The following is a 22,924-nucleotide window of genomic DNA, read 5'->3' on the forward strand; positions in this document are numbered from 1 at the left end:
GGCTCTGGCGGTCAGCGCCCGGCTGCGGCGGGCGCGGCGCTCGCGCTCATGACCGGCTCGAGGAAGCTCTCGAGGGTCGAGCGAATCTGCTGACGTGTCTCGGGCGGCACGCCCGTCCGCCCTTCGCCCAGGCTCTTCTGGTGGGCGTCCGCGAGCCCGAAGAGGAGCTCCGTGCGCGCCTTGCCGTCGACGCTGTCCTTCAACGTGAAGCCCGAGTGTGCCTGGAAGACGGCCTGCCATCCCTGGCGGACTTCACCCCAGAAGTCCTGGGCTTGCGTCCAGTAGGCGTCCGCCTCCGGCAAGCTCACCTCCTGGGGCTGGCGCGTGTAGAGGTTGACGCCCCGCTCTCGCGCCAGCGCATGCTGCGTGGGACCGAGCACCACCTTGAGGCTGTCCTGCTCGTGTACCCAGCCCGTGGGAGTCATCACATGCCGGTTGGTGCCGACCAGGGCGTCGTAGTCGCTGCGCTTGGTGTACTCACGGCGCGGCAGCGGCCGCCACGTCTCCCGAGACTCCCAGGCCGATAGGCCGCGGGAGTGGTTCCACCGCCCGGAGCCCTCATACCGAGGCCCATCATCCACTTCGAACACCGCCTGACTCCAGGTACACCGGGCCTCGTCCGAGGACAGGACGCGGCGCTCCCACGAGCGGCGTCCGCGGAACTCGAGCAGCTCGGTGTCCTCGAACGTCCAGTCCTGGCGCCAGTGCTTGAGGGGAGAGCGCTTGCCGTCCCGCTCCACCACCAGGATGTGCTGGAGCGATACCCGCCCCGGCGTGTCCTCCAGCACCAACACCTGCTCCGTCGCGTTGGCGCGGTAGGGCGCCCGAAGCGCGTAGCCCTCATGGAGGCTCACGGTCTCGTCAAAGGCGAACTCCACCCGGTAGTTCCCCACCATTTTCAGAATGGCGGCCCTGTCCTGCTCCGGGTTGCACTCCACGGTGGGAACGATGTTCCTCGGGGCGCAGGCCACGGCCAATGCCAGCGTGGCCAGGGCAGGCCACGGGAAAGAGGTCCTCTCTCGGTGTCTCGGGACAGGGGCGAATGCGCTCATGCACGGTCTCCTCGGCGGAAAGGCGCACAGCAATATTGAAAATGCGAATCGTTATCAACTACCTTGCGCGCACTGGGAAGGCATTCCCATGTCGAAAGAAAGGATCTGAACAATGAGCACCCGTACCGAGGTTCGGTCGATGAAGCGCACGGCCCAGGCCATCTGGGCGTTGTCCGTGATGACGATGGGTCCCCTCGTGGTGGGCTGCGGCACCGATGAGCCCGAGCCCGTGCAGCGGTGTGAGGCCAGCGCGGTGCGCTGCACCGAGCAGAGCATCGACAAGCTGGATCTGCTCACCACGGTGTCCACGGCGGAGATCCGCGAGGAGGGAACCGCCGCGGGCGAGTTCCACACCTATGTGGACGCGCGCGCGGGCGGCTCCGTGCCCAACCAGGCCTATACCTACGTCAGCTTCACGGAGCAGGGGCTGAACCGGGTGTCGGTGGATGACCAGGCGGCGCTCGCCTCGACGGACTGGGACATCGCCTTCCGCCGCTTCATCATCCGGGTGAACAGCGGCGTGTCGGGGCCCTCGTGCATCGCCGTGGCCCGGGCGCCGCAAGGCACCTCCTTCGAGTCCGTGACGCGCGTGGACTCGGCGTGGGAGTTCCGCTCCGAGAGCTACTTCAACGAGACGTGTGAGTTCGTCGAGGACGACACGGGCATCGGCGCGCCGGCGGCGCAGATGGCCAGCTACTGGAGCTACCAGAGCTGCCTGGCCATGACGGGCAACGTCTTCGTGCTGCGGCTGGCGGACGGCCGCCATGTGAAGCTGCAGGTGACGAGCTACTACGAGCCCTCCGTGCAGACGGTCTGCAACCAGTCGGGGAGCGCGCCCCAGCCGAGCGGCGCCGCGCAGTTCCGCGTCAGGTGGGCCTTCCTGCCATGAGGTGGCTGGCACTGCTGCTCCTGCCCGCCGTCGGGTGTGGGCCGGTGGGCGTCGAGCCTGACGCCCTTGGGCTGCACCACGGAGAACTGCTGGCGGGAGTGCGTCCCACGTCCCCCTCTGCCAGTCTTCCGCGCTTCGAACCGGACGAGCAGGTGGAGTCAGCAGTGTCACCGGGCGGAGGGTTCCGCATTCACTTCACCCGCGGCGGGCCCAATGCGGTGCCGGCAGCGGACGCGGACGGCAATGGCATCCCGGACGCGGTCGACGTCGTGGCCGGGACCTACGACCGGGTCTCGGCCTTCTACGCCTCCCTGGGCTACCTCCCGCCGCCAGGGGACTCCTGGCTGACGGAGGGAAACGGCGGCGATGGGCTCTTCGATGTCTACCTGGTGGACTTCGCGAGGCGGGCGGACGGGGCGTTCCGGCTGGACGGCTGCCAGGAGCCGGAGACGCGCTGCACGGGGCACATGCTCCAGGAGAACGACTTCGCCGGCTACAGCTACCGCTCCTATGCGGAGGCGGTGGACACGCTGGCCAGCCATGAGTTCTTCCATGCGGTGCAGGCCGCCTACCACCCCGGCCTTGGAAACATCGCGTCGGAGGGCACCGCGGTGTGGGCGACCGAGCGCTTCTCCCCGGCGCTGGAGGACCTGGAGCACTTCACCTCGGCGTACATGGAGCGCCCGGACCGCAGCCTGGTGGTGGATCCGGACGGGCCGGGGACGTTCAGCTACGGCTCGTCGCTCTTCTTCCAGTTCTTGAGCGAGCGCTTCGGGGATCGGGTCATCCTCTCGATGTGGGAGGAGAGTACCCGCACCCCGGCGGTCCTCTGGCCTTCGCTGGTGGACACGGTCCTGCGCCGCGAGTGGAGCGCTGACTTCGACGTCGCCTTCGCCGAGTTTGCCCAGTGGAACCTGGCCACCGGCTCACGCGCCCGCCAGGGCCAGGGCTACGCGCGTGGCGAGGGCTATGCCGAGCTCTCCCCCACCCCCAAATCCTTCCCGGTCGATGAGGCCTCGGTGCGGGTGGCTGCCGCCTCGACGCGGTACTTCGAGGTGGAGGGCGGAGCCGAGAGCGTCTCGGTGAGCTTCCAGCCCACGGAGGACGCGGAGCCGGGAGCGCTCCACCTGCTGGTGGCGGCGGAGGGCAACGGAGAGCTCCGGGTGGTCCGAGCGGACGGGCCCGGTCCTCTGGTGGCACAGGTGTCCGCCACGGATGCCACCCGCGTGGTGGTGGCGGTCGTGGACGGACGTCACCAGGGCCTGGGGCGCTATGGGCGGCTGTGCATCGCCGACATCGCCACCAGCACCCCTTGCGAGCTCCCCTCGAATGAGCCGTCAGCGCCAGACGCGAGCGGGGGCTGTCAATCCGCCCCCGGTGGCGTGTCCTGGGCGCTGCCGCTGATCCTGCTGCTGGGGTGGCTCAGGAAGGCTGCACCCGCCCCCAGCGGACCTGCATCATCGCGGGAGTCCCCACCGCGTCGTAGTAGGAGACGATCTGGATCTTGAAGAAGGCGCCTTCGTCCGTGCGCAGCACGTAGACCTGGCTGCGGGGCGTGAGCAGGTGCGTCCTCGGGTCGTAGCTGTACCAGTTCTCTCCCGCCTCGAAGGCGGTGTCGGGCTGGGTGTTCTCGTCGTCACCGTCCTCCGCGTCGGTGACGTAGCCCGTCGCGGGCGCCTGTTGTACCTGCGCGAAGTCCACGCCAGTCAGCAAGGCCACCTGGACCCCTCCCCCGCCGTTCACGCCTCCCCGGGTGCGGATGTGGAAACGCTGGAAGGCCACATCCCACTTCATGTCCTGCGCGGCGTCCGCCTGGCGGCCTTGATCCAGGTCCAGGCCGATCCACACCTCGCTGCTCGTCGCGTCGACGGTGGTGGTGAAGGTGCCGTCGCCGTGGTCCACGTGCTTCACGTTGGGATCCTGGGGCACCTGCTCCCCGGGATCTTCGTTGTCAGGGGGCTCTCCGGGGTCCGGCAGAAGATCCGGGCCGCAGGCCGCCATCCACCCCGCGAGGAGCAGACACGGAAGGAGGGGCAGGGAGCGAGAAGACGGAACACGCATGAGAGACTCCTGTGAGCAGGGGGAGGCGTCAGAGCTGGGCGGAGATGCCGGCCTGGAACGTGCGCGGCAGGATGGGCAGGTCCTCCGGGTTGCCTGCCGCGGCCAGGTTGGTGCCCGCCACGAAGAGGCGGAGGCCCGCCGGGAGCTGCTGGGAGATCCGCGCGTCCACGGAGACGTACGGCTTGGCCTTGTAGGGATCGGCGACGCCATCCCCGTCCACGTCCGGGTAGAAGGGCCGGGAGCCCACGAGAGCGCCGCGCACCCACGCCTCCAGCCCCCAGGGCCGGAAGCGCCATGTCACCTGGCTCGTGAAGCGGTGGCGTGCCTGTCCCTCCAACGGTTGATCCGTCTCACGGTCCCGGCCATCGGTAAGCGTGTAGCTCGCGTCCACGGTGAAGCCGCCAGGAATCTTCTGGCGCAGCCCGAGCTCGCCACCCCGGACGCTCGCCCGCTCGAGGTTGGTGTAGACGAAGTTCTGCCCCTGCGCGTCCTGCCGGAGGGAGATGCTGATCATGTCTCGCAGGGAGTGCTGGAAGCCGCTCACCCACAGCAGCGAAGGCGCGGCGGGCCGGAACTCCACGGACAGGCTCAGACTGCGTGAGCGCTCGGGCTGCAGGTCCGGATTGCCGCGCACCGTGTAGCCGACCGAGGGGTTCTCGAAGTCGAGCAGCAGCTCCTGGAAGCTGGGCGCGCGCAGGCCCCAGCCATAGCTGGCCCGGAGCGTGAGCGCCGACAGCGGATCCAACCGCAGCGCGAGCCGAGGAGTCAGGGCCGGACCGAACTGCGAGTCCAGGTCGAGGCGTGCTCCAGGCACGAGGACCAGGCGCGGCTGGAGCAGCGCCGTCCAACTGTCCTGAGCGTAGAGCGACGCGCGCCCCCGCCGGCCGCGCCCTCCCTCCAGCCGGTCCGCCGCCAGGTGCTCTCCGAGGAACTCCACGCCCGAGACGAGCGCATGCCGCTCTCCCAGCCGGGTGTCGAGCTGTCCACCGAGCCGCGCGAGCTGATCCCGGGTGTCCTCCACCGAGTCGAGCGTGGAGGCGTTGCGCTGGTCGAGCACGTAGCGCCGCTTGAACCCCGTGTAGTTCGCCTCGGCGCGCAGGGACATCGCATCGCTGAGCTTCCATGAAGGCGCCAGCAGCACGGTGAGCGTGTCGTCCCGGCTGGCACGATCGAAGGTGGCGCCCGTCTCTCCCAGGTCCACGCCCCGCTGGACGCGGCGAGCGTAGGACACCGTGCTGGTGAGCCCCCGCTGCTCGCCGTTCAAGTCCCCGCGCGCCGAAACCTGGAAGCCCGCCAGGCTGCTGCCCGTGGTGCCGATGTCCGCGGGTTCCAGATCATAGGCGTCGCGGCGCTGGAGCCCTCCGCTCACCCGCACGCCCCAGCCCTCTCCCCGAGCCTCGCCCGTGCCATCCACGTCGATCTGCTGGAGACTTCCATAGGTGAGGCGGATGTCGGCGCCGAGCGGCCGGCGGGCACGGCGGGTGATGAGGTTCACCACTCCCGCCACCGCGTCGCTTCCGTAGAGCACCGAGGACGGGCCCTTGACGATCTCCACCTGCTCGATGTCCTCGAGCGAGAGCCGGGACAGATCGACCGCGCCCCCTACCCGGCCGTTGACGCGCTCGCCATCCACCAGGATCAACGCGTACTCGGGACCGAGTCCCTGAACGCGCAGGGTCGAGCCCGAGAACGTGGACAGCACCTCCAGCCCCGGGTGGGCGGCAAGCAACTCGGCGGCGTTCTGGACCCCGCTCGCGACGATCTCGGCCCGGGTGATGACCTCGGTGGCGACCGGCGCATCCTCCAGCCGCTCCGGCGAGCGGCCAGCGGTGACCACCGTCTGCAAGGCGGGCTCGACGCCGGCATCCGGCGACGACGCGTCCTCGCCCCATGCCCACGTAGGCACGGCGCAAGCCGTGAAGAGAAGACACCAGCGCCACGGCATGCCGCTTCCTCCAATCCTCGGGAACCGGTTCGATATTGAGATTCATTCTCAAAGTCAAATGACAAGCCCAAAAAAGGCGGTTCCCAATTTCCGGTGCTGAACCGGTCTCCCTGAACGAGCACCCATTCAGGGCCGCTCCACTTCGCTTCCCCTGGAGGGGACACCTTGCTTCGACAACTCCGCGGCTTCCCGTTCCTCTTGCTCACCCTGCTCCTCACCCTCACCGGCTGCGGCGACGTGGTCAGCCCCGAGCACCCGGGTGAGCCCCTGGTCACGATTACGGGCCAGATGATGCCCACCCCGGACGCCCAGCTCACCGGCGAGATCCGCCTGGCGTTGGTGTGGTACCCGCAGTGGCTGGCCGCGGACGACCGGGAGGGCCCTCCGGGCGTGCTCCAGGAGGTCATCACCGAGGACGTGGTCTACCAGGGGAGCTTTCCGGCCAACTACCGCTTCCACATCTACCGCCCGCCGCCGGAGGAGGCGCTCGCGGAGCTCGGCGAGGGGCTCCAGGGCAAGGGCGCCTTCGGCATCCTCCTGGCGTACAAGGATGGCAACGGCAACGGGAAGCTGGACCCCATCGCGATGCACGGGGCGCCGGTGGACCGGGTCATCGGCTCCTCGCTGCTGGGGGGCGAGCGCTCCACCTTCGCCGTGGTCTACGTGAGCACGGAGCAGCCGGCGGCGACGGGCCTGAAGCCGGGCTTCAACCTCATCCAGGGAGTGAACTCGGAGTCGTCCGCGGTGGTGCCGCCCTCCACGTCGCTGCCGCTGAGCCTCACCTCGGGCGGGCCCTTCTTCGACGCGTTCGTCTGCGAGGCGGGCTGGCTGACCTTCCTGGCGCTCGACGTGTGCGGCCTGGACGGGGGCGACGTCATCGAGCAGGGCAAGCTCACGGTGGAGGGCCGGGTGGGGCTCAATGGCACGGAGGCGAAGGTGGAGCTGGAGGTGCGCTACGAGAACCAGGCTCGCCAGGACGCGACGGTGACGCTCAATGGCCGCTCCATTCCGTATGACACGAGGTTCGCGGCCTACTCCTTCTCGGAGCCGAACTCGGCGCAACTGACGCCGGGAAGCAGCTTCGAGATCGCGGTGACCCTGGGCCAGGACTCCTTGCGCCGCACGTTCCGGATGCCGGGCGAGTTCGCCATCACCGCCCCCACGGCGGACACGCAGGCGCGCTCGGGTGAGCCGCTCACGCTGCGGTGGACGGCCTCCGAGGGAGCCACGGCCTACTTCGCGGGCTTCGGCGCCGGCCAGGCGGGCATGGGCATCATCGTGGAGGATGGCTCACTGGCGTACACCTTCGACACCACGAACGCGAGCGGCCAGGGGGAGGCCTATGTGGAGGCCCGCATCACCCCCACGGACGTGGAGTCCTGGGTGACGACGGCACTGTCGCGGGAGCGGACGTTCTCCTTCGTGCCGTAGCGCTCAGCGCTTCTTCACCTTCTTGCCGGCGTTGGTGGCGTCGGCCTTGAGGCTGAGCACGGAGTAGAGGTTCATCATGTACACGCTGTTGTCCGGCTCCAGGTCCGCCGCCTTCTGGAAGAGCTTGGTGGACCGGGTGTAGTCGCGCCGCTGGTTGAGGAGGATCATCCCCAGCCGGTTGTAGAGCGGCGCCGGGTTGGAGAGCCGGGAGATTCCGCCCTCGAGCAGCTCTACGGCCTCTTCGATCCGACCGCTGCGCTCCAGCCGGACGACGCGCTGGAGGATGTCATCGGCGGGGTCCGCGACCTTCGCCTCGGGAGGAGGCACCTTCTCCCGAACCGGAGCCTGGGCCGGAGCCGGAGCCGGAGCCGGCGGGGCCGGAGCCGCGGGGGGTGCGCGCTTCGACTCCGCGGCTTTCGCCACGGCGGCCCGCTTCTCCTCACCGTTCGACACCCGGGTGATGCCTCGCTCGCACAGTGACTCGAAGACGGCACGCAGCTCCACCTCGGCCAGCGCGGTGATGCGCGCGAGGTCCGCGACCGAGGTGCGCCCATCCACGAAGGACAGGATGTAGGCCTCGAACGGGGTGAGTGTCTTCTGCGCGATGTCGAGGCCGCCGGTGATAGCCGGAACGGCCGGAGGGCCTCCCGCCACCGCCTGCGCGTACGAGGAGATCCGGGTCTTCTCCTGCTGCGGAGGCGAGGGAACGCCCCGGCTGCCGGTGCGGTCGGGAGCTGCGAGGAGCGCCCGCACCACGGAGACATTGTCCCGGGGTGGCAGATCCTCGGGGCTGCGGACGAGGAGCAACTCGCAGCGAGCGCACTGGAAGTCGCCCGGAGCAGTCGGCGCGCCGCAATGGGGACACGCATCATCGTCCACCATGTGCTCGAAGGCCTGGGAGTCGGAGTAGTAGTGCTTGCGGATCGCCGCCCGGATGGAGCGGCGCAGCGCCACGAAGGGCAGCACGCGCGCCACGCCCACGGTGCGTGCAATCTCCTCGATGGCCCGCTCCCGCTGGGGCTCGGCCATGACGCCATAGAGGCTCTGCGCCGCCTCATCCAGGCGCAGGGGCATGAAGTCGAAGCCCTCGGCGAGCCGGACGGGGACGCGCTCGAGCAGCGCGGAGTCCACCGGCGCCTGGGCCAGCTTGGCGGTCGACACGAAGCGCGTCTTGAGCTCCTGGGCGAGCAGGCGCAGCACCGGAGTCTCATCCAGGCCGAGCCGCACCAGACACTCGCCCAGCTTCTGCCCCGTCTCCTTCTGCCGCTCGAGCGCCCGGGCCAGCATTTCCTGCGTCACGACACCGTCCGAGAGCAGCTGCTCGCCGAGCTTGCGCGCCATGGCTCACGGCCTCCAGTAGTGGAGGAGCAGCCGCGCGGGGATGCTCAGCGAGAAGAAGATCAGGGCGCCGACCAGGGGCTTGAGGTTGATCCCAGGTATGCGCTGGTGCAGGGACCGCAGGACGAAGATGCCGCCGACACACATCACGGCGCCGCACGCCATGGCCAGGCGGATGTCGGGGCTCCAGCCCACGCCGACCCACAGGGCGATGAACACGAGCGACAGACCGATGCCCGTGAGTCCCGCGAGCTGCTGCTGGCGCTGGACCTTGCGCCCTGACAGCGCCTCGATGTCGCGCCAGACGGCCAGCTGGGAGCGCACCTCGTCATAGCCCTGCAGATGGGGCGAGACGACGATGACGTCGCCGGGTTTGCGGCCACGGACGACGAGCCCCAGGAGGGAGGACTCCTCGATGCGCGCCACCTCGCCACGGCCCAGCTGCTTCGCCGGGAGGATGGCGCTGTGGTGGGACAGCCCCCGGTCGTCCAGTTCGAGCGAATAGGTCTCGAAGTGCTGGGCGAACTGGTACTCGGCCTTGCGCAGCCCGCTCCAGACGCTGAAGACCATGACTCCCAGACCGATGACCCCCAGCACACTCAAGGTAACCGGGGACAAGGGCATGCCAGCGAGCGGCGGAATGGCGATGCCCACGCCGAGGGCCACGACCATGAGGGGAATGCGCCCGTACACCATGCGGCGGTGGTCCCTCATCATCAGGGCCATGCCCTCGGGGCGGAGTCGATAGGTGCTCATGCGAGGCCCCTAGCCTACGTCACAACGCCACTCCCGCGTGACGTTCGTCTAGAGTTACCGCTTCCGGGAGGGACAGAATGGCAACGAAGAAGGCCCCAGCGAAAAAGAGTCCGGCGAAGAAGGCTCCCGCCAAGAAGGCCGCGGCTCCCAAGAAGCCCTCGAGCTCCAGCGGCCTCGGAACGCGAGAGCGCCCCTGGGTGCTCAAGACTCCGCCCGGAACATCGGAGTTCGAGGCCTTCCGAGACGACACGCTCGACCCTCCCGCGCTCGTGGTGCGCGTGGGCAAGACCGAGCTGCGCTACCACCTTCGCTGCATCGAGGATCTGCGCGCCATGCTGGCCGCTCACGGAGATTGGATGCCGCTCGGCGGCGCGGATGAGCAGAAGCCCGCCGCCGAGGGCAGCGTGGAGTCCTGGGGGCGCTCATCGAAGAACCCCGTGGGAGGCTGGTACGGCCTCAAGAAGGGGCTCCGGGGACGCTTCGGAGTGTATGTGCCGCCCGTGCTCGAAGCGCTCGGGCTCGCCGAGCTCGAGCATCAGCCCAAGAACAATCGGATGCGCGCGCGCGCCCCATAGCCCGTGCGCCCCCCTGCGCGTCCAGGCGATACCTTTGTTGAGTTATGGGGCGATCGCCTGGACTGGCTTGAAGGGTCCGGCCGCGAGGAACTAGAGCCAAGCTATTCCCTGGGGGGCTCATGCAAGGCTTGTTTCTATACGGCTCGGGAGGCCACGCCTCCGTGGTCGCCGACCTGGTACGCGCGAATGGCCAGTACGCGATTCTCGGGTTGATCGACGATGATCCACTCCTGGCTGGCGGGGAACGCTTCGGACACCGGGTGCTGGGGGATCGCCATGCGCTCACGAGCGAACGGACGGACAACCTCTTCCTCGGCATCGGCGACAATCACACGCGCCAACGCCTCTCCGCTCAGCTCGCCGGGTGGCGCTTCCCCACGCTCATCCATCCCACCGCCGTCATCGGAGAGAACGTCTCCATCGGCGCGGGCACGGCCGTGATGCCCTTCGCGGTCATCGAGCATGGCGCCACCATTGGCGAGCACTGCATCATCAACAACGGCGCGGTGATCGGGCACGGGAGCCGCATCGGCGCCTACTGCCATGTCAGCGGCAAGAGCGCGCTGGGGGGTGGGGTCACGCTCGAGCCCTTCGTGTTCGTGGGCATGGGGGCCGTCGTTACGCCCGGCGTCACGGTCGCGAAGAACTGTCTGTTGTCGGCCGGCTCCATGACGTCGAGAGACATCGGCGAAGGCGCCACGGTCGTCGGCAATCCCGGGCGTCCCTTCTTCAACCGGCGCGGAATGGGCTAGCACACAACAGCCGCCCATCTTGGAATGATCGGCACTGCCAGCTTCACCCTATCCAGGTAGAACTCGTCCAGCATTGCTGTCTGGGACACGGGCTCCCAGCCACTGCATGAGGAGACGAGGATGTTCTCGTTGTCGAGTCCATGAGACTCCCGCGCGTCGCGTCGCAGAGTGCCTTGCTGGTGGGCCTCCTGCTCACAGGCTGCCTCCATGCGCCGCGACTCGCGTACAGCCTCGATGTCCCCGCCCAGGCGCTCACCGTGGCGGGGGCTCCCCCCATTCAGGATGGGCGCGTGCGCTTCCGGGAGATCTTCTGCGCGCTGCTCGACCGCGCGCCCGGCACCGGGGTTCGGCCGTGTGCGGAGCTGCTCCATCGCTTGAGCGATGAAGCTCCTGGAGTCCCCTCCCCCCAGGCCATGCCCGCGCATGCGCCGAGCCTCGCGCTGCTCTTCGTCCCCGGGCTTCCGGGCGAGTGCGTACCCGGGCTCTCCCGACCGCTGGAGCCTGCCGTGGAGCACATGCAGCGCTTGGGCTACGAGGCGCGGCTCGTGCCCGTGAGTTGCCTGGCGAACAGCCAGACCAATGCAGCGCAGCTCGCGCGCGCCATCGCGGCGACCCGGGCCGAGGACGTCATCCTCGTCGGACACTCCAAGGGAGCGGTCGACATCCTGGAGCTGCTCGTGACGGCTCCAGCCGAGGCCGCGCGGGTGCGAGCAGTATTGAGCGTGGCGGGTGCCATCAACGGCTCCCCGCTCGCGGAGGCACGAGAGGGCCCCGCGGGGCTGCTCCCTCGAAAGATGGCCTCCCGCTGTGAAGCCGTGGAGCGGAGTGCCCTGGCGGAGCTGAGGCGGACGGCGCGCTTCCGCTGGCTCTCTTCCCATTCCCTACCCGCGCAGACGCATTACTTTTCGCTCGTGGCCTTCACACCGCCAGAGACGATCTCCGCCCCGCTGCGCCCGTCCGCGAACGCGCTGGCCCGGTTCGACCCACGCAACGACGGGCAACTGCTGTTCTTCGACCAGGTGATTCCGGGCTCGGCGCTGCTCGGCTACGTGCGCGCCGACCACTGGTCCGTGGCCACCCGACCGACGGAGCCAGGGGCTTCCAGGAGCACGGCATGGAAGCACTGGCGCCCGTTTCCCCAGGAGTTGCTGATCGAAGCAGCCATCCTCCACATCATCGAAGCGCTCGAGCATGCCGGTGCCACTCGATGAGGCCTCCCGCGCTCCCCTTCTTGGCGCTCCTCGCGAGCCTCCTCGTGGGAGGACCGAGGTGTACCCCCCCGCGGCTTCCGTACAACCCGGACCTGCCAGCGCTCCAGCTCTCCGTGGTGGGGCAGCCGCCGGTGCGAGATGGACGCGCCCGCTTCCGCGAACTCTTCTGTGCCCTGCTGGAGCGAGAAAGTACGGCCGGCCTGGATTGCGAGTCCCTGCTCGTCCGCTTCACGGATGAACCGGTGGTGCCTGCCGAGACACGAGCGCTACCTGCGCATGACCCACGACTGCACCTGTTGCTGGTGGCAGGCTCGTTCGCGGAGTGCTTCGACGCGGCGCGCATGTACCCGGGGGCGGTGCGCAAGCTGAGCTCGCTGGGCTACGCGATCCGCGAGGTGCGCGTCAGCGGTCGCTCGAGCAGCGCGTACAACACCCCGCGCATCGCCCGTGCCGTGGCACGAGAGCTGCGGGTCGCCGAGGGCCCGCTGGTGCTCGTGGGCTACTCGAAGGGGGTCACGGACATCCTCGAGTTCCTCATCCAATACCCATCCCTGGCCGCGAAGGTTCAGGCGGTGGTCAGCATCGCGGGCAGCGTGAACGGCTCTCCCATGGCGGAGCGCTTCGCCGGTCCCTACCGTCCCTTCGCCTCCTGGCCAGTGGACGCCTGCCCCCCCGGAGACAGCCATGTCATCGAGGACCTGCGACGCGAGACGCGGATGAACTGGCTGGCCCGGCACCGGCTGCCTGGGCACATCCGCTACTTCTCGGTGGGGGCGAGCGCGCCCGCGCCCGAGGTCGGCCGGGCGATGTTCCCCATCGAGGGCCCGATGCGCCGCCTCGAGCCCTACATCGACGGCCAGCTGCCTTTCTACGATCAGCTCGTCCCAGGGAGTGAGCTGCTCGGCTATGCGCGCGCCGACCATTGGGCGGTCGCCCTGCCCTTGCAGGAGCACTGGCCGGTAATCGCCGGCAACCCCAGGGGCGCAATCTACCCGCGTGACCTGCTCTTCGAGGCCATCGTGCTGCGCACGGCCGAAGCCCTGCGAGAGACGCTCTCTCCAGAGCGTCCGACGCCGCTACATTGACCGTGAAGGGCACCGCCTGGACAAACCGGCTCGGTTTTCGGGGCACACGATGTAACCCGTTCTGGGTGAGGCGCGTATCCAGGGTACGTCGCTACGACATGACCCTCGAATCGGAGCTGTTCCCATGCTCGACTCCCTCCTTCGCCGCCTCGCCCCGACCGTTCCCACCGTCTCCACGACGGCCACGCAGACGGCCTCTGCCACGCCCGCGGTGACCACACCGGCGGTAACCACGCCCTCGCCAGCCTCCTACTTCCGGGACGGCTTCGACCTCCCGCGGGCCACCCCCGTAAGCCTCAACGGCGGTGGGAACGCGGCCTCGATCGACCTTCCGCCGTTCCTCAAGCGCCTGCTGCCCGATCCCGTGGGCCCGAAGCTGCTGCACCTGGACGATGGGTTGACGCCGCAGGGCCAGGGCTACGACGCCAAGCGCGGCGAGGTGCTCACGACCTACTACGACGACAGCGGCGTGCTGCTCTCGATCCAGGACAAGAAGGACGGGAGCGAGACGCTCAATGTGCGCCTGGGAGGCAAGGACTCGGTCCCGCCGCCCTCACATGGTGGAGGCGTCTCGGTGGACGGCGACAACGTCTACGTCTCGGACACGGACTTCATCTACGTCTACAGCCGCGAGGCCATCGAGAAGGCGGAGAGAGAGGGGACCGTCGCCGAGCCGTCCCAGGTGATCGACGTGCCCGCTGACAGGATCGACCCCGAGACGGGCACCGGGCTGGTCTCGAACGGCAGCTACATGACGGTGAAGGACGGCTACGCCTACGTCGGCGGGTACAGCAAGGACGGCGACGGCAAGGCGGGCGCGGTCTGGCGGTACAAGCTCGACGAGCGCACGGGCGAGCTCATCCAGAACGAGCACTCGCCGCAGGGGCCCATCCGCGCGCCCGACCGGGCTCAGGGGATCGCGGTCGTGGACGGCGCGCTGCTGTTCACCACCGGCGACCACAAGCTGGTGTACCAGCCGTTCGACACGGAGAAGTTCAAGGCAGACATCGACGACCGGACCGACATCAGCAACGGGAAGATCGACCCGTACGCGCAGGGGCTGAACATCATCGATGGTGAACTCTGGGTGACGTACGAGAGCGGCTCGGACAAGTACAAGGACGACGTCGATCACCCCCGGGAGCACATCCAGCGCATTCCACTGGATGAGCTGGACCTCGACGCGGCAGGCCTGACGCCGGAGGATCTGCAGGGCTGAGCGGTCAGCGCACGAGGACAGCTGCCGTTGAAGAGGGATGGCGCCCCCATCCCTCGAATCCCCCACTGCCCTGGAAGCGCACGAGCGCCATCGCCCTTGCGAGCCCTGCGAACAGGTGTTGGAAGCACCTCACAGGGCCCGCAGGGACGGGGGGTTTACGGGCAGGTGCGGTTGATGAGCGTGCCGCCAAACCGGGTCTGCCAGAACGTCACGTAGTGGTACGTGTACGGCCCCGACAGATACGGAGAGCTGTCGCCGGTGCAGGTCTCGATGTAGACCGTCTGTCCCCAGGTCCCCGAGTTCCACTGGTACAGCGAGCCATCGAGGTAGACCCGCGAGTCCGGACTCGAGAACAGCGAGAGCAGCGAGCCGTCCCACCACGGAGCCGCCGAGTATTGATCCCAGCACTGGAAGCGATACTTATTGTCACTGCAGCGGAAGTACTCCGTGATTTCGCACGGACCGAAGCCGAGCAGATACTGCACCTGCGAGCCGTCCACGAACGTCACTTTGCACCCTGAGTCCTGGGTGGCCGCGTCGTAGTTCTTGATGTCCTGGATCGTATTGAAGGGGCCGCTCCCCTGCATGATGGAGATGTCGCCCGCCCCCTCCGCGCCCTGCGCTGGCTGCTCGGTCTTGGCCGCCGCTTCATCGGCCTCGGTTCCTGCCAGGGCGGAGCTCGCCAGCAAGGTCGTCAGGGTGATGCTCGCGATAATCGTTGCTCTCATCCGATGGTTTCCTTTCAAGGGACTTCTGTCTGGTTGCTCGGCGCCCCGGTTGGGCTCTTGGAGCGCACGAGATTCCCCCCAGAGCAGGGAGACCCGGGATGAGCGGGCTATGCAGAAAGACCCCATCTTTCGTTTAGAGCAAAAATTTGCGGCGCGATTGCGGTGTGCTCGCCTCTTGTTCTTTCGGCTCTGCCTCCGCCATGGGGCCCCAGCCCCGGTGAGAGCGGCCGGCCCGAGGGCATCACCTTCTTCGCCCAGGACATCACTGCCCGCAAGCAGGCCGAGGCCCGCCTGGGAGAGATGCACCGCACCCTGGTGGATGTCTCGCGCCAGGCGGGCATGGCGGAGGTGGCCACCGGCTGCGCACCGGCTCGATCGGCTGGCTGCGCGCGGGCGTCAGTCCTCTGCTTCCGAGGTGCCCGATGCGGGCACTGCCGCCGTGGGGGACTCCGCGCCCACGGCGCCCCTGGCCATCCATGTCCCCGCAAAGACAGAGACCATGGCCCGAGACATGCCGCCAAAGCCTGTTCCCGGGCAGACCCGACCCGACGAGAAGGGCCGCTGTCCCGGCCGCAAGCTGGTGGCCCTCAACGGAGGCTGCTGGGTGGAGACTCTTCCGATGAGCGCCGAGGAGTGCGCGGAGAACGGCTGGGTGTACAGCCAAGGCCGGTGCTACGCACCTGCCCTCAGTCCACCCAGCAAGCCGCCGCCCACGTCGGGTCCGCCGGACTCCCGCTGAGCTTATGACTGGCTGCCTCTGGCGGCTTCAGGGGAAACGAAAACCCCGGCTCGCCTGATAGCTGCCGGTGCCTTGCTACAGCTTTCGCTGCGTTGTGGAGGCGGCGGGAATCGAACCCGCCGTAAGGCGGAAGCAAAACCCTTTAGCTCGGAGCTGCCCGACCGCCAATCTTCGGGAAGCGCTCATAAGCCCACATGAGCGCCTCAAGGTGAGCTGGGTTGTCGAGGTCGAGCGGGGCCTCTGTGAGCTGAACCACCCACCCGCCCGTGGTTGTGCGCCGCGCACGAGAGAGCAGATCGGCATCTCGCGAGGGGTCCGGGAACCCAATGGACTCTGCTGCCGCGGCGGACCAGTAGTTCAGCCACCCTAGATACTGCGGAATCGCAGGCGAGCGGATTTTCTCTGGAAACCTGAGCGCTGGCAGCCCTCGTGGCGGGGTTCCTGGCTTATGCACTGGATCTCGCGTCTGCCGCGCAATCTCGACGGCCGCGCTGAAAGGCGTCGCACGTCCCCAGAATGCACGCGCGCCCTCTGCCATTTCCGCCAGCACATCCGCTGCCGCCGCGCGAATAGTCGTGTCGAGAGGCAGGTCCGCATGGACATCGAGCAACGGTTGCCCGCCCGCCGCTTGGCTCGCGGGGATTGCCAATCCGCTCAGCGTTATGGGGGAGCTCTCGTCGCCATTGCAGAGCAGCGGGAACTTCCCGCGGGCCACCGCCTCGGCGAGCCACGTATCTCGCTGGGGCAATGCGATGGGCTGTCCCTCCTGAGAGACTTTCCACTCCAGGCGCAGGCCGGGAAGCGCCCGCTCCAGCCTGTGGACAACAGCGAGCGGGCGGCTGTCATTGCCTACGAGTGCAGGCGCGTAAACGAGGAGGGTCAGGCGGCCATGCACGGTCATCGTGGGCACCCTGTGACAACGATGGTGAGGGTCCGGTCCCGCTCCTCTAACGCGGCCCTGTGAGCCTCGCTGCTCACGCCAACGGTAAACCCATAGTCACAGGCCTGCGCGATGGCACGCTCGTCCCGAAACTCCTCTACTTGATCTGAGAGCACCTGATTTTGGAGAAAGAGCGAGTACGTCTCGAAGCGGTCGGTCTTGATCTCCCATAGCATGCGCACGCCGACCTGCAGCGCGTCGAAGCGCTTGCCATTCACGAGGACGTCCCTGCCGGGGTAGCGGTTGGGCGGGAACGTGTCCGCACACTTGTTATGTGCGTCATCTCCACCCCGGTGAGGCACCGGGATGGGCGCACACTCCGGGCGGCGCTCGGCTGTCACAGGGGCTGAGGGGCCTCTGTTCGAGCGGGAGCTATCCGGAGATGGGGCCGCTTCCGGCTCCAGCTGGGTCCCTGGGTCCACCATGACGGTGACTGGGGGAGTCAGTCCCACAGGCGATGGCAGAACAATGGGCTTCGGACCGGCGAGCGGCGCTGCCCAGGGAACGGCGATCTGGTTGTGCTGCTTCGTCGGCTGCTGCGGCGCTGTCGCCGCGCAGCCGACGAGAAGCAACAGGAGCGCGCTGCAAGCTCGGAAGCTCATTCGATATCCGGTCAGTCACGAGCCGGGGGCGGCCCAGGCCCGTTTTACCCTCAGAGCAACCTTCACAGCCATCGGAGGCGGCGGGAATCGAACCCGCGCCGGGCGGTGCGAAACCTCTAGCAGAATCGCGCCCTTACCTCGTAACCGCCCGGAATGCTTAGGAGTCGATATCCCGCCGCGTCCCGTCTCGTCCCGTCTTGTTCCAGCCCGTTCCGCACGTTCCTGCGACATACGTGCAACATGACGGAGGACCCGACCGCATAGCGGGTGCTCCCCGGGCTTCAGGATTGGCCCCCTGCCGTCCATGCAGTGAAGAGTTCGCGGAGATCCCGCACCCGCATCTCCACGTTCGCGCCGATGGTGGCCAACTTCGCTTGTTCCTCTGTCGTCATGGCGGCCCTGTCTTCGAGCATGCTGATCAGCACCACGTTAAGGCACTCGGCCAGAGTCACCGCCGCTCCGAGCTTGTCCGCCACGGCGGCGCGGCCCTCCCCGGTGAACGCCTGGGAAGGATGGGCTAGGAGCCGCGCCCGGAGTTCGCCAGCTCGCTGCACAAGCGGCCCCATCTTGTCGGCGCTCACAGGCTCGCGCTTGCACTCGGGAAAGTCGATGCAGGCGCCCCCAGGGCCGCGAAGATGGCCGCAGAGGTTCAGCGGGTAGAACATCGTGGGGGCGTCCTGCTGCGGGGGCGTGATTATCTCCGGTTCCTCTTCTGGCTCCGGGGGCGCCGGGGCTCCGTCAGGAAGGCCAGCACAAGGCGCAAGATCAGCTTGAGCTGGAGCCCTTGCAGGCGTCCCATCAGCCGCAACAGGCGCCGCGTCTCGGGCGTGTCTGCCAGTTCGGGCGGCACTTGACGCTGTGCCGCTTGGGGCAGACTGGCCGGGGGGACAAAGCCCATCAGCTCGTGCGGGCCACTGCGCAGGGCCACGCACAACCGGAACAGAGTGGGCACACTGGGAAGCATCTTCCCGCGCTCCATCCGCCCGAACACCTCCGGAGTAATGCCGACGCTCGCGGCGATCTCGGCCTGAGTGAGCCCCGCACGCATCCGTGCGGCCCGCATCGTCTGTCCAAGCGTTGCCCCAAGTCGCCGCTCTTGGCTCTTCGCGCCCCGAGGAAGTAACGGAGGCCGTCTGCGGGCCCTGCTTCGAGGGGGACCCTTCCCGGGCCGTGCCGTTGGGTAGCCTTTCATCTGGGGAACCTCGCGCGCCGCGCCAGCGTGAACGACCCACGCCGGGGGCGCATGGACAGGAGAGAGGGAGGAAGCGGATCACCGGGGGCAACTGCCGCGACCAGGGGCGCCCCCAGGATGCGGGGCGCCCCCAGTCGCTTCGCACCGACCACGCCGATCCCCCTCGGTGTAGCCAGTGGAGCGCACTCCGAGGGGATCGGCCTGCCCTCCCTCCCAGGTTAGAGGCAAGCCGATCCCCTCTCGGCGCGATGCCGATGCAGGGCTGCGGGGCTGAGTGCGGGAAGAGGGGGCGCGCTAGGCGGAGCTACCCGGCGACGTGATGACGTGATCAGCGGACAGCTTGCGCGTCGTGGACGCGGAATCTTGAGCAGTCGGGCCGCCTACGTCCTTATGCATGCGGGCCGCTCGCGCTATACGCCGCACCTCCGCGATAGCTTCGGGGGCTCCGTAAGGAGCGCCCAACGCAGCCAGCCCTTTGCGTAGATCGTCCTCAAGGGCTGCCGCTGATGGGTAGCGGTCTTCCGGGCGCCGCTGGAGCAACGTTCGGAGGATGGAGCGCAGAGGGGGGAAAACGTTCGCCGTCAGTTCCTCCACCTCTCGGGCGGTGTACGTAGCGGCCCGCAGGATGTAGTCGTCTACTTGCTCGGGCAGTTCGACAATCGTCGCGAGGTTGTGAGCGGCTACCACCTTGGCGCGCACCTCGGGCGTTAGGGCTTCCTCTACGTCAGCCGCGCGCACCGTGAGCGTGCCGTAGAGCCCTCTACCCGTGGCGATCTCCAGCATCACCAAGCCCAGCGCGAACAGGTCCGAGCGCGAATCCATCGGTTCGCCTAGAAGTGCCTCGGGGGCGCCGTAGAAGGCATCCCCCTGCGGGCGGGGCACCGTGGTCGCCACCCGGCCCGGTAGGAGCGAGCGGGCAAGCGCAAAGTCCGTAAGCCTCACGGAGCCATCCGCCTTCAGGTAGATGCGGGCGGGGTTCACGTCTCGGTGAATGATGCCCAGCGGGCGGCCCTTCTCGTCCGTGCGCGTGTGCGCGTGGTGGAGAGCGCTCGCCACTTCGGCGCCCACGTAGAGCGCAAAGCCAGCAGACAGGCAGACGCCGCGCATGCACGCGGCGGTAACGTAGGTGTCGAGCCGCGTTCCTGAAACGCGCTCGCAGAGGATGTAGAGGGCGCCGTGAGACTCGGCCCGTCCCAGAACCCGGGCGATGTTGGGGTGATCCAGGTAGGTGGCTAGCCGCGCCTCCTCCTCAAGCCGAGCGCGGATCCTGGCCAGCGATTCAGGGTCATGCTTGGGCGAGGTGGGCAGCACTCGCCGCGCGATGTAGTTTCCTTCCGGCCCGAGGCGTGAACGCTGCTGCACGATCATCACCGTTTCGCCGTGGTTGGTCGTCTCCAGGACACGGAGGAACGCATACGAGAAATCACCGAGGGAGAAGAGGATCAGCCCCTCCTCGGGTATCTGGGGGCCTGTAACGGTAGCCATGGCTGGAGGCTCCTAGATGCGCGCGAGCAGGGCGCCGCGAGACAGGAGGGGAAACTACCCGGCACATGGGGGCGGGGGGAACGACGGGCAAGGTTGGACGGGCACGCTCAAAAACCGCCGAATTTCCAGCGGTGCCGCACAAATGCACTCTGTCGCGCTCGGGAGTCTTCGTCAGACGGGCGCCACCGGGCTGAGCTGGAGCGCTTCGAGGTGGCGCGCCTCGGGCCGAGGTGGAGCTGTCGGACGCGCGCCCCGGTGCCGAGGTGGAGCTGTCGGACGCGCGCCACGGTGCCGAGCTGGAGCTGTCAGACGTGCGCCACGGTGCCGAGCTGGAGCGCTTCGAGGTAGCGCGCCTCGGGCCGAGCTGGAGGTAATTGATCGTCGTGCCCTGACCAAGAAGAGAAGGACGCGAGACTGAAGCTGTGTCAGCGTCCTGCGCGCCCTGTTTCCGCTCTGAGTGAAACAGGGCTGTCTATCTGGCAACTCATGGGCGGTGGCCACCCTAACACTACGGAGCAGGGCCAACACTTGCCTTACTGTTTATCTTCAGCCATCGGCTTGGAGTCAGCAGCTTTCGGCTTGTCTTCAGTTCTCGGCTTATCTTCAACCTTCGGATTGGTCTCAGCAGCCTTCGGCTTGTCTTCAGCCTTCGGCTTGGTGTCTGCAACTTTCGGCTTGTCTTCAGCCTTCGGCTTGGTCTCAGCAGTCTTCGGCTTGTCTTCGGCCTTCGGATTGGTCTCAGCAGCCTTCGGCTTGTCTTCGGCCTTCGGCTTGGCCTCAGCAGCCTTCGGCTTGTCTTCGGCCTTCGGCTTGGTCTCAGCAGCCTTCGGCTTGGCCTCAGCAGCCTTTGGCTTGGTCTCAGCAGCCTTCGGCTTGTCTTCAGCCTTTGGCTTGGTGTCTGCAACTTTCGGCTTGTCTTCAGCCTTCGGCTTGGTCTCAGCAGCCTTCGGCTTGTCAGTGGCCTTTGGATCCTCTTCAACCTTCGACTTGTTATCAACGGCCTTCGACTCGTCGTCGGTCTTCGGCTCGTCTTCGCTCCCTTGGAGAGGCAAAGCAAGGGTCTGCCGATCTCTTGCGGTTTCCTTCACTAGAGAGTCAATTTTTGCATTGAGCAAAGCCACCTCGCGACTCAGTTTGCCAATCGTTGCCTCGGCTTTGCTGATTTCAGAAACCTTCTTGTTTAGCTCGGCGCTGTTACTCTCAAGGCGATGCAGTGTGACCTTGAGTTCGGCCAAACCTTCGATCCCGCCAATAGTTGGCTTGGCGCGCAATTTATTAAGAATCAGCAGGCTTACCGAAACCGAACTCATGGACAGCAAGAGCACAGCAATCAGCAAATAGCGCTCCACCCCTCTCTGTTTCGACTTGGCTTTCTCTTTTGATGTGGGAAGGGCAGGGACTTCTACAAATACATCCGAGCGCCGGGGTAATTGCAGGTCTTCTGGTGTAGGATCTCGCCAATTACCCATGACGCGATTTCCTAGCACCGCCCGCCTGCGACACTCGGCGAGAACCTGTGGGGGCATGCACAATCGCAGAATGTCCCTCCTCGGCATCTACCGCAGTCGCCATGAGGTCTTCTTCAAGATGAACAACCTGATCCCCCTCCTTGACCGAGCCAACATACACCTGAAACTTTATGCCCAGATTTCGACAGCGTGACTGCAACCGGAGTTCAAGCTCTTTGAACATCCCTCGGACAGACTGTGGGCTGCGCGCCGAGAGCAAATCTGCCTTGTTTATAAAGAGGCACACATACTTAAGCCCATCAGCCGTTAAGAATCCAAAAATAGCATCGAGGGCGGTGTCACTCCATTGCGCGAGATGCCCTCTGATACGGTTCTCGTTCGGCTCTTTGATTTCTGTTTTCTCGGGCTCCCCTTCCTTGGTCGGGGGTTCCTCAATATCAACGAGAACGATCAGTGAATTCACATAACCATACGCCATAGGCGAATATGGTACTTTTTGCAGCTGAATGAATGCGCGAACGAGAGCGCCAACATTCTGACCCTTGTAGTCTGAAATATATAGATGATGCAGGGACTGATCCCCGTCATCCTCCGTATGCGCAGGATTGAGGTAGTCTTTCTCTTTGTAATGGAGATTGCGCTCTCCATGATAGAGTCTGTAGTTTTCAGTCTTCTTTTCGGGATTGGCTTGCGGATTATGCAACAGACTACGAATTAGCGTTGTTTTCCCGGTGCCGCCCAAGCCAATCATGATCACGGAATTGCGCTTGGCTGGAGGAGGAAGTTTGACAGGCCTGTTGTATGATCTCGCAACTTCCTGTCTGGCTTCTTCGAGCTTGTGCTTGATGTACTGCTTGATGACCCATGCAATGAGTCCAATGACAGTAGTCCCCGCTGCACCAGCTATACCTGTTGCCCCTGCGCATGAAACTGCGTCCGCTCCAGACTCCTGTGCATTTGCAGATGCGCTAACCAGCACTGCAATCAGGAAACTGACGTGTCCACGGGCCCCCCAGTAGTACCGTTCCTGTGAAATCATGCGATACAGAGGCATTTTCACCCTCCTTTCAGGCTTGCCAGGAAAGCTGGCTAAGTTTTTTGTTGTTCCTTCCAAGGCTGAGGATCACTCTTCATCCAATGGAGGAACCCTACCATGAAGATCTGGAACGCATGCCCATAGGGACTCTGCCCCGCTGTTGGTCTCTAAACTAATTCGGTCCAAAGCTAGTTGCCCTGTCCACATCTCGGTCAGCTGCATCTGGGCTCGGTGGGGCTTTGAGTATCGAGGTCCGTCTGATGGGCCCGTGGAGTCCTTTCTCTCTGGATGGATGCATCGGGCGCTGTGGAGCCCTTGCTCATTGGAGGGGTGCAGCCGAACGGCCCTGTCGCTGTGGTGAGACGGGGCACGGCGAACTCCTACAGCTGGAGCGCTTCGAGGTGGCGCGCCTCGGGCCG

General features: G+C 66.6%; 22 protein-coding genes. 9 read left to right on the forward strand and 13 right to left on the reverse strand.

All coding sequences use genetic code 11. From position 1 onward, the window contains the following. Positions 1-11 precede the first annotated feature (11 nt). The gene (locus SYV04_RS36150; RefSeq protein WP_321550585.1) at positions 12-1,052 is read right to left on the reverse strand and encodes a DUF6607 family protein; all 1,041 of its coding nucleotides are present in this window, start codon (positions 1,050-1,052) and stop codon (positions 12-14) included. A gap of 112 nt (positions 1,053-1,164) precedes the next feature. Between SYV04_RS36150 and SYV04_RS36155 the strand changes: the two genes are divergently transcribed. Both SYV04_RS36155 and SYV04_RS36160 read left to right on the forward strand, forming a co-directional pair. After that, positions 1,165-1,941: an HmuY family protein gene (locus SYV04_RS36155; protein ID WP_321550586.1), complete on the forward strand. Its 777-nt coding sequence runs from the start codon at positions 1,165-1,167 to the stop codon at positions 1,939-1,941. Further along, positions 1,938-3,449: an MXAN_6640 family putative metalloprotease gene (locus tag SYV04_RS36160; protein WP_321550587.1), complete on the forward strand. Its 1,512-nt coding sequence runs from the start codon at positions 1,938-1,940 to the stop codon at positions 3,447-3,449. Before SYV04_RS36155 ends, SYV04_RS36160 begins: the two co-directional genes overlap by 4 nt. Here the strand turns inward: SYV04_RS36160 and SYV04_RS36165 are convergent. Together SYV04_RS36165 and SYV04_RS36170 are read right to left on the reverse strand one after the other, a co-directional pair. Continuing rightward, entirely contained in the window at positions 3,364-4,002 is a 639-nt protein-coding gene (locus SYV04_RS36165; protein WP_321550588.1) for an HmuY family protein, read from the reverse strand. The two genes, SYV04_RS36160 and SYV04_RS36165, sit on opposite strands and share 86 nt — an antisense overlap. 28 nt (positions 4,003-4,030) lie before the next feature. Beyond that, positions 4,031-5,947: a TonB-dependent receptor plug domain-containing protein gene (locus tag SYV04_RS36170; RefSeq protein ID WP_321550589.1), complete on the reverse strand. Its 1,917-nt coding sequence runs from the start codon at positions 5,945-5,947 to the stop codon at positions 4,031-4,033. Positions 5,948-6,112: 165 nt separating this feature from the next. On the opposite strand from SYV04_RS36170, the gene SYV04_RS36175 reads away from it, so the two are divergent. Continuing rightward, positions 6,113-7,378, forward strand: coding sequence for a hypothetical protein (locus SYV04_RS36175; protein ID WP_321550590.1), 1,266 nt, complete (start codon positions 6,113-6,115; stop codon positions 7,376-7,378). Between the two features lie 3 nt (positions 7,379-7,381). Here the strand turns inward: SYV04_RS36175 and SYV04_RS36180 are convergent, their stop codons facing one another. Together SYV04_RS36180 and SYV04_RS36185 are read right to left on the reverse strand one after the other, a co-directional pair. Then, a complete protein-coding gene (locus tag SYV04_RS36180) occupies positions 7,382-8,719 on the reverse strand; it encodes a GspE/PulE/PilB domain-containing protein (protein WP_321550591.1) in 1,338 nt (445 codons plus the stop codon). Between the two features lie 3 nt (positions 8,720-8,722). After that, positions 8,723-9,472, reverse strand: a complete 750-nt coding sequence (locus SYV04_RS36185) for a hypothetical protein (protein ID WP_321550592.1) — start codon at positions 9,470-9,472, stop codon at positions 8,723-8,725. A 77-nt stretch (positions 9,473-9,549) separates the two neighbouring features. Between SYV04_RS36185 and SYV04_RS36190 the strand changes: the two genes are divergently transcribed. From SYV04_RS36190 to SYV04_RS36210, 5 genes are all read left to right on the forward strand, one after another. Next, positions 9,550-10,047: a DUF6855 family protein gene (locus tag SYV04_RS36190; RefSeq protein WP_321550593.1), complete on the forward strand. Its 498-nt coding sequence runs from the start codon at positions 9,550-9,552 to the stop codon at positions 10,045-10,047. A gap of 119 nt (positions 10,048-10,166) precedes the next feature. After that, entirely contained in the window at positions 10,167-10,799 is a 633-nt protein-coding gene (locus tag SYV04_RS36195) for an acetyltransferase (RefSeq protein ID WP_321550594.1), read from the forward strand. Positions 10,800-10,939: 140 nt separating this feature from the next. Beyond that, positions 10,940-12,010, forward strand: coding sequence for a hypothetical protein (locus tag SYV04_RS36200; protein ID WP_321550595.1), 1,071 nt, complete (start codon positions 10,940-10,942; stop codon positions 12,008-12,010). Beyond that, positions 12,007-13,095, forward strand: a complete 1,089-nt coding sequence (locus SYV04_RS36205) for a hypothetical protein (protein WP_321550596.1) — start codon at positions 12,007-12,009, stop codon at positions 13,093-13,095. The genes SYV04_RS36200 and SYV04_RS36205 overlap by 4 nt, the downstream gene beginning before the upstream one ends. 124 nt (positions 13,096-13,219) lie before the next feature. Then, complete coding sequence (locus tag SYV04_RS36210; protein WP_321550597.1) at positions 13,220-14,314, forward strand: hypothetical protein; 1,095 nt, start codon at positions 13,220-13,222, stop codon at positions 14,312-14,314. A gap of 155 nt (positions 14,315-14,469) precedes the next feature. Here the strand turns inward: SYV04_RS36210 and SYV04_RS36215 are convergent, their stop codons facing one another. The 6 genes from SYV04_RS36215 to SYV04_RS36240 form a co-directional block, all read right to left on the reverse strand. Next, positions 14,470-15,042 (reverse strand): hypothetical protein, encoded by a 573-nt coding sequence (locus tag SYV04_RS36215; RefSeq protein ID WP_321550598.1) that lies wholly within the window; start codon positions 15,040-15,042, stop codon positions 14,470-14,472. A gap of 881 nt (positions 15,043-15,923) precedes the next feature. Continuing rightward, positions 15,924-16,682, reverse strand: coding sequence for a DUF5953 family protein (locus tag SYV04_RS36220; RefSeq protein ID WP_321550599.1), 759 nt, complete (start codon positions 16,680-16,682; stop codon positions 15,924-15,926). Then, positions 16,679-17,323 (reverse strand): DUF6310 domain-containing protein, encoded by a 645-nt coding sequence (locus SYV04_RS36225; protein ID WP_321550600.1) that lies wholly within the window; start codon positions 17,321-17,323, stop codon positions 16,679-16,681. The genes SYV04_RS36220 and SYV04_RS36225 overlap by 4 nt, the downstream gene beginning before the upstream one ends. Positions 17,324-17,604: 281 nt before the next feature. Continuing rightward, positions 17,605-17,988, reverse strand: coding sequence for a hypothetical protein (locus tag SYV04_RS36230; RefSeq protein WP_321550601.1), 384 nt, complete (start codon positions 17,986-17,988; stop codon positions 17,605-17,607). Between the two features lie 29 nt (positions 17,989-18,017). Further along, the gene (locus tag SYV04_RS36235) at positions 18,018-18,386 is read right to left on the reverse strand and encodes a helix-turn-helix domain-containing protein (protein WP_321550602.1); all 369 of its coding nucleotides are present in this window, start codon (positions 18,384-18,386) and stop codon (positions 18,018-18,020) included. Between the two features lie 423 nt (positions 18,387-18,809). Further along, positions 18,810-20,000 (reverse strand): serine/threonine-protein kinase, encoded by a 1,191-nt coding sequence (locus tag SYV04_RS36240; protein ID WP_321550603.1) that lies wholly within the window; start codon positions 19,998-20,000, stop codon positions 18,810-18,812. Positions 20,001-20,230: 230 nt separating this feature from the next. On the opposite strand from SYV04_RS36240, the gene SYV04_RS36245 reads away from it, so the two are divergent. Next, entirely contained in the window at positions 20,231-20,374 is a 144-nt protein-coding gene (locus SYV04_RS36245) for a hypothetical protein (RefSeq protein WP_321550604.1), read from the forward strand. A 159-nt stretch (positions 20,375-20,533) separates the two neighbouring features. On the opposite strand, the gene SYV04_RS36250 is transcribed toward SYV04_RS36245, so the two are convergent. After that, the gene (locus SYV04_RS36250; protein WP_321550605.1) at positions 20,534-21,469 is read right to left on the reverse strand and encodes a hypothetical protein; all 936 of its coding nucleotides are present in this window, start codon (positions 21,467-21,469) and stop codon (positions 20,534-20,536) included. Beyond that, entirely contained in the window at positions 21,462-22,523 is a 1,062-nt protein-coding gene (locus tag SYV04_RS36255; protein ID WP_321550606.1) for a hypothetical protein, read from the reverse strand. The genes SYV04_RS36250 and SYV04_RS36255 overlap by 8 nt, the downstream gene beginning before the upstream one ends. Positions 22,524-22,924 lie beyond the last annotated feature (401 nt).

This window comes from Hyalangium ruber (assembly GCF_034259325.1).
GTDB classification, from domain to species: Bacteria; Myxococcota; Myxococcia; order Myxococcales; family Myxococcaceae; genus Hyalangium_A; species Hyalangium_A rubrum.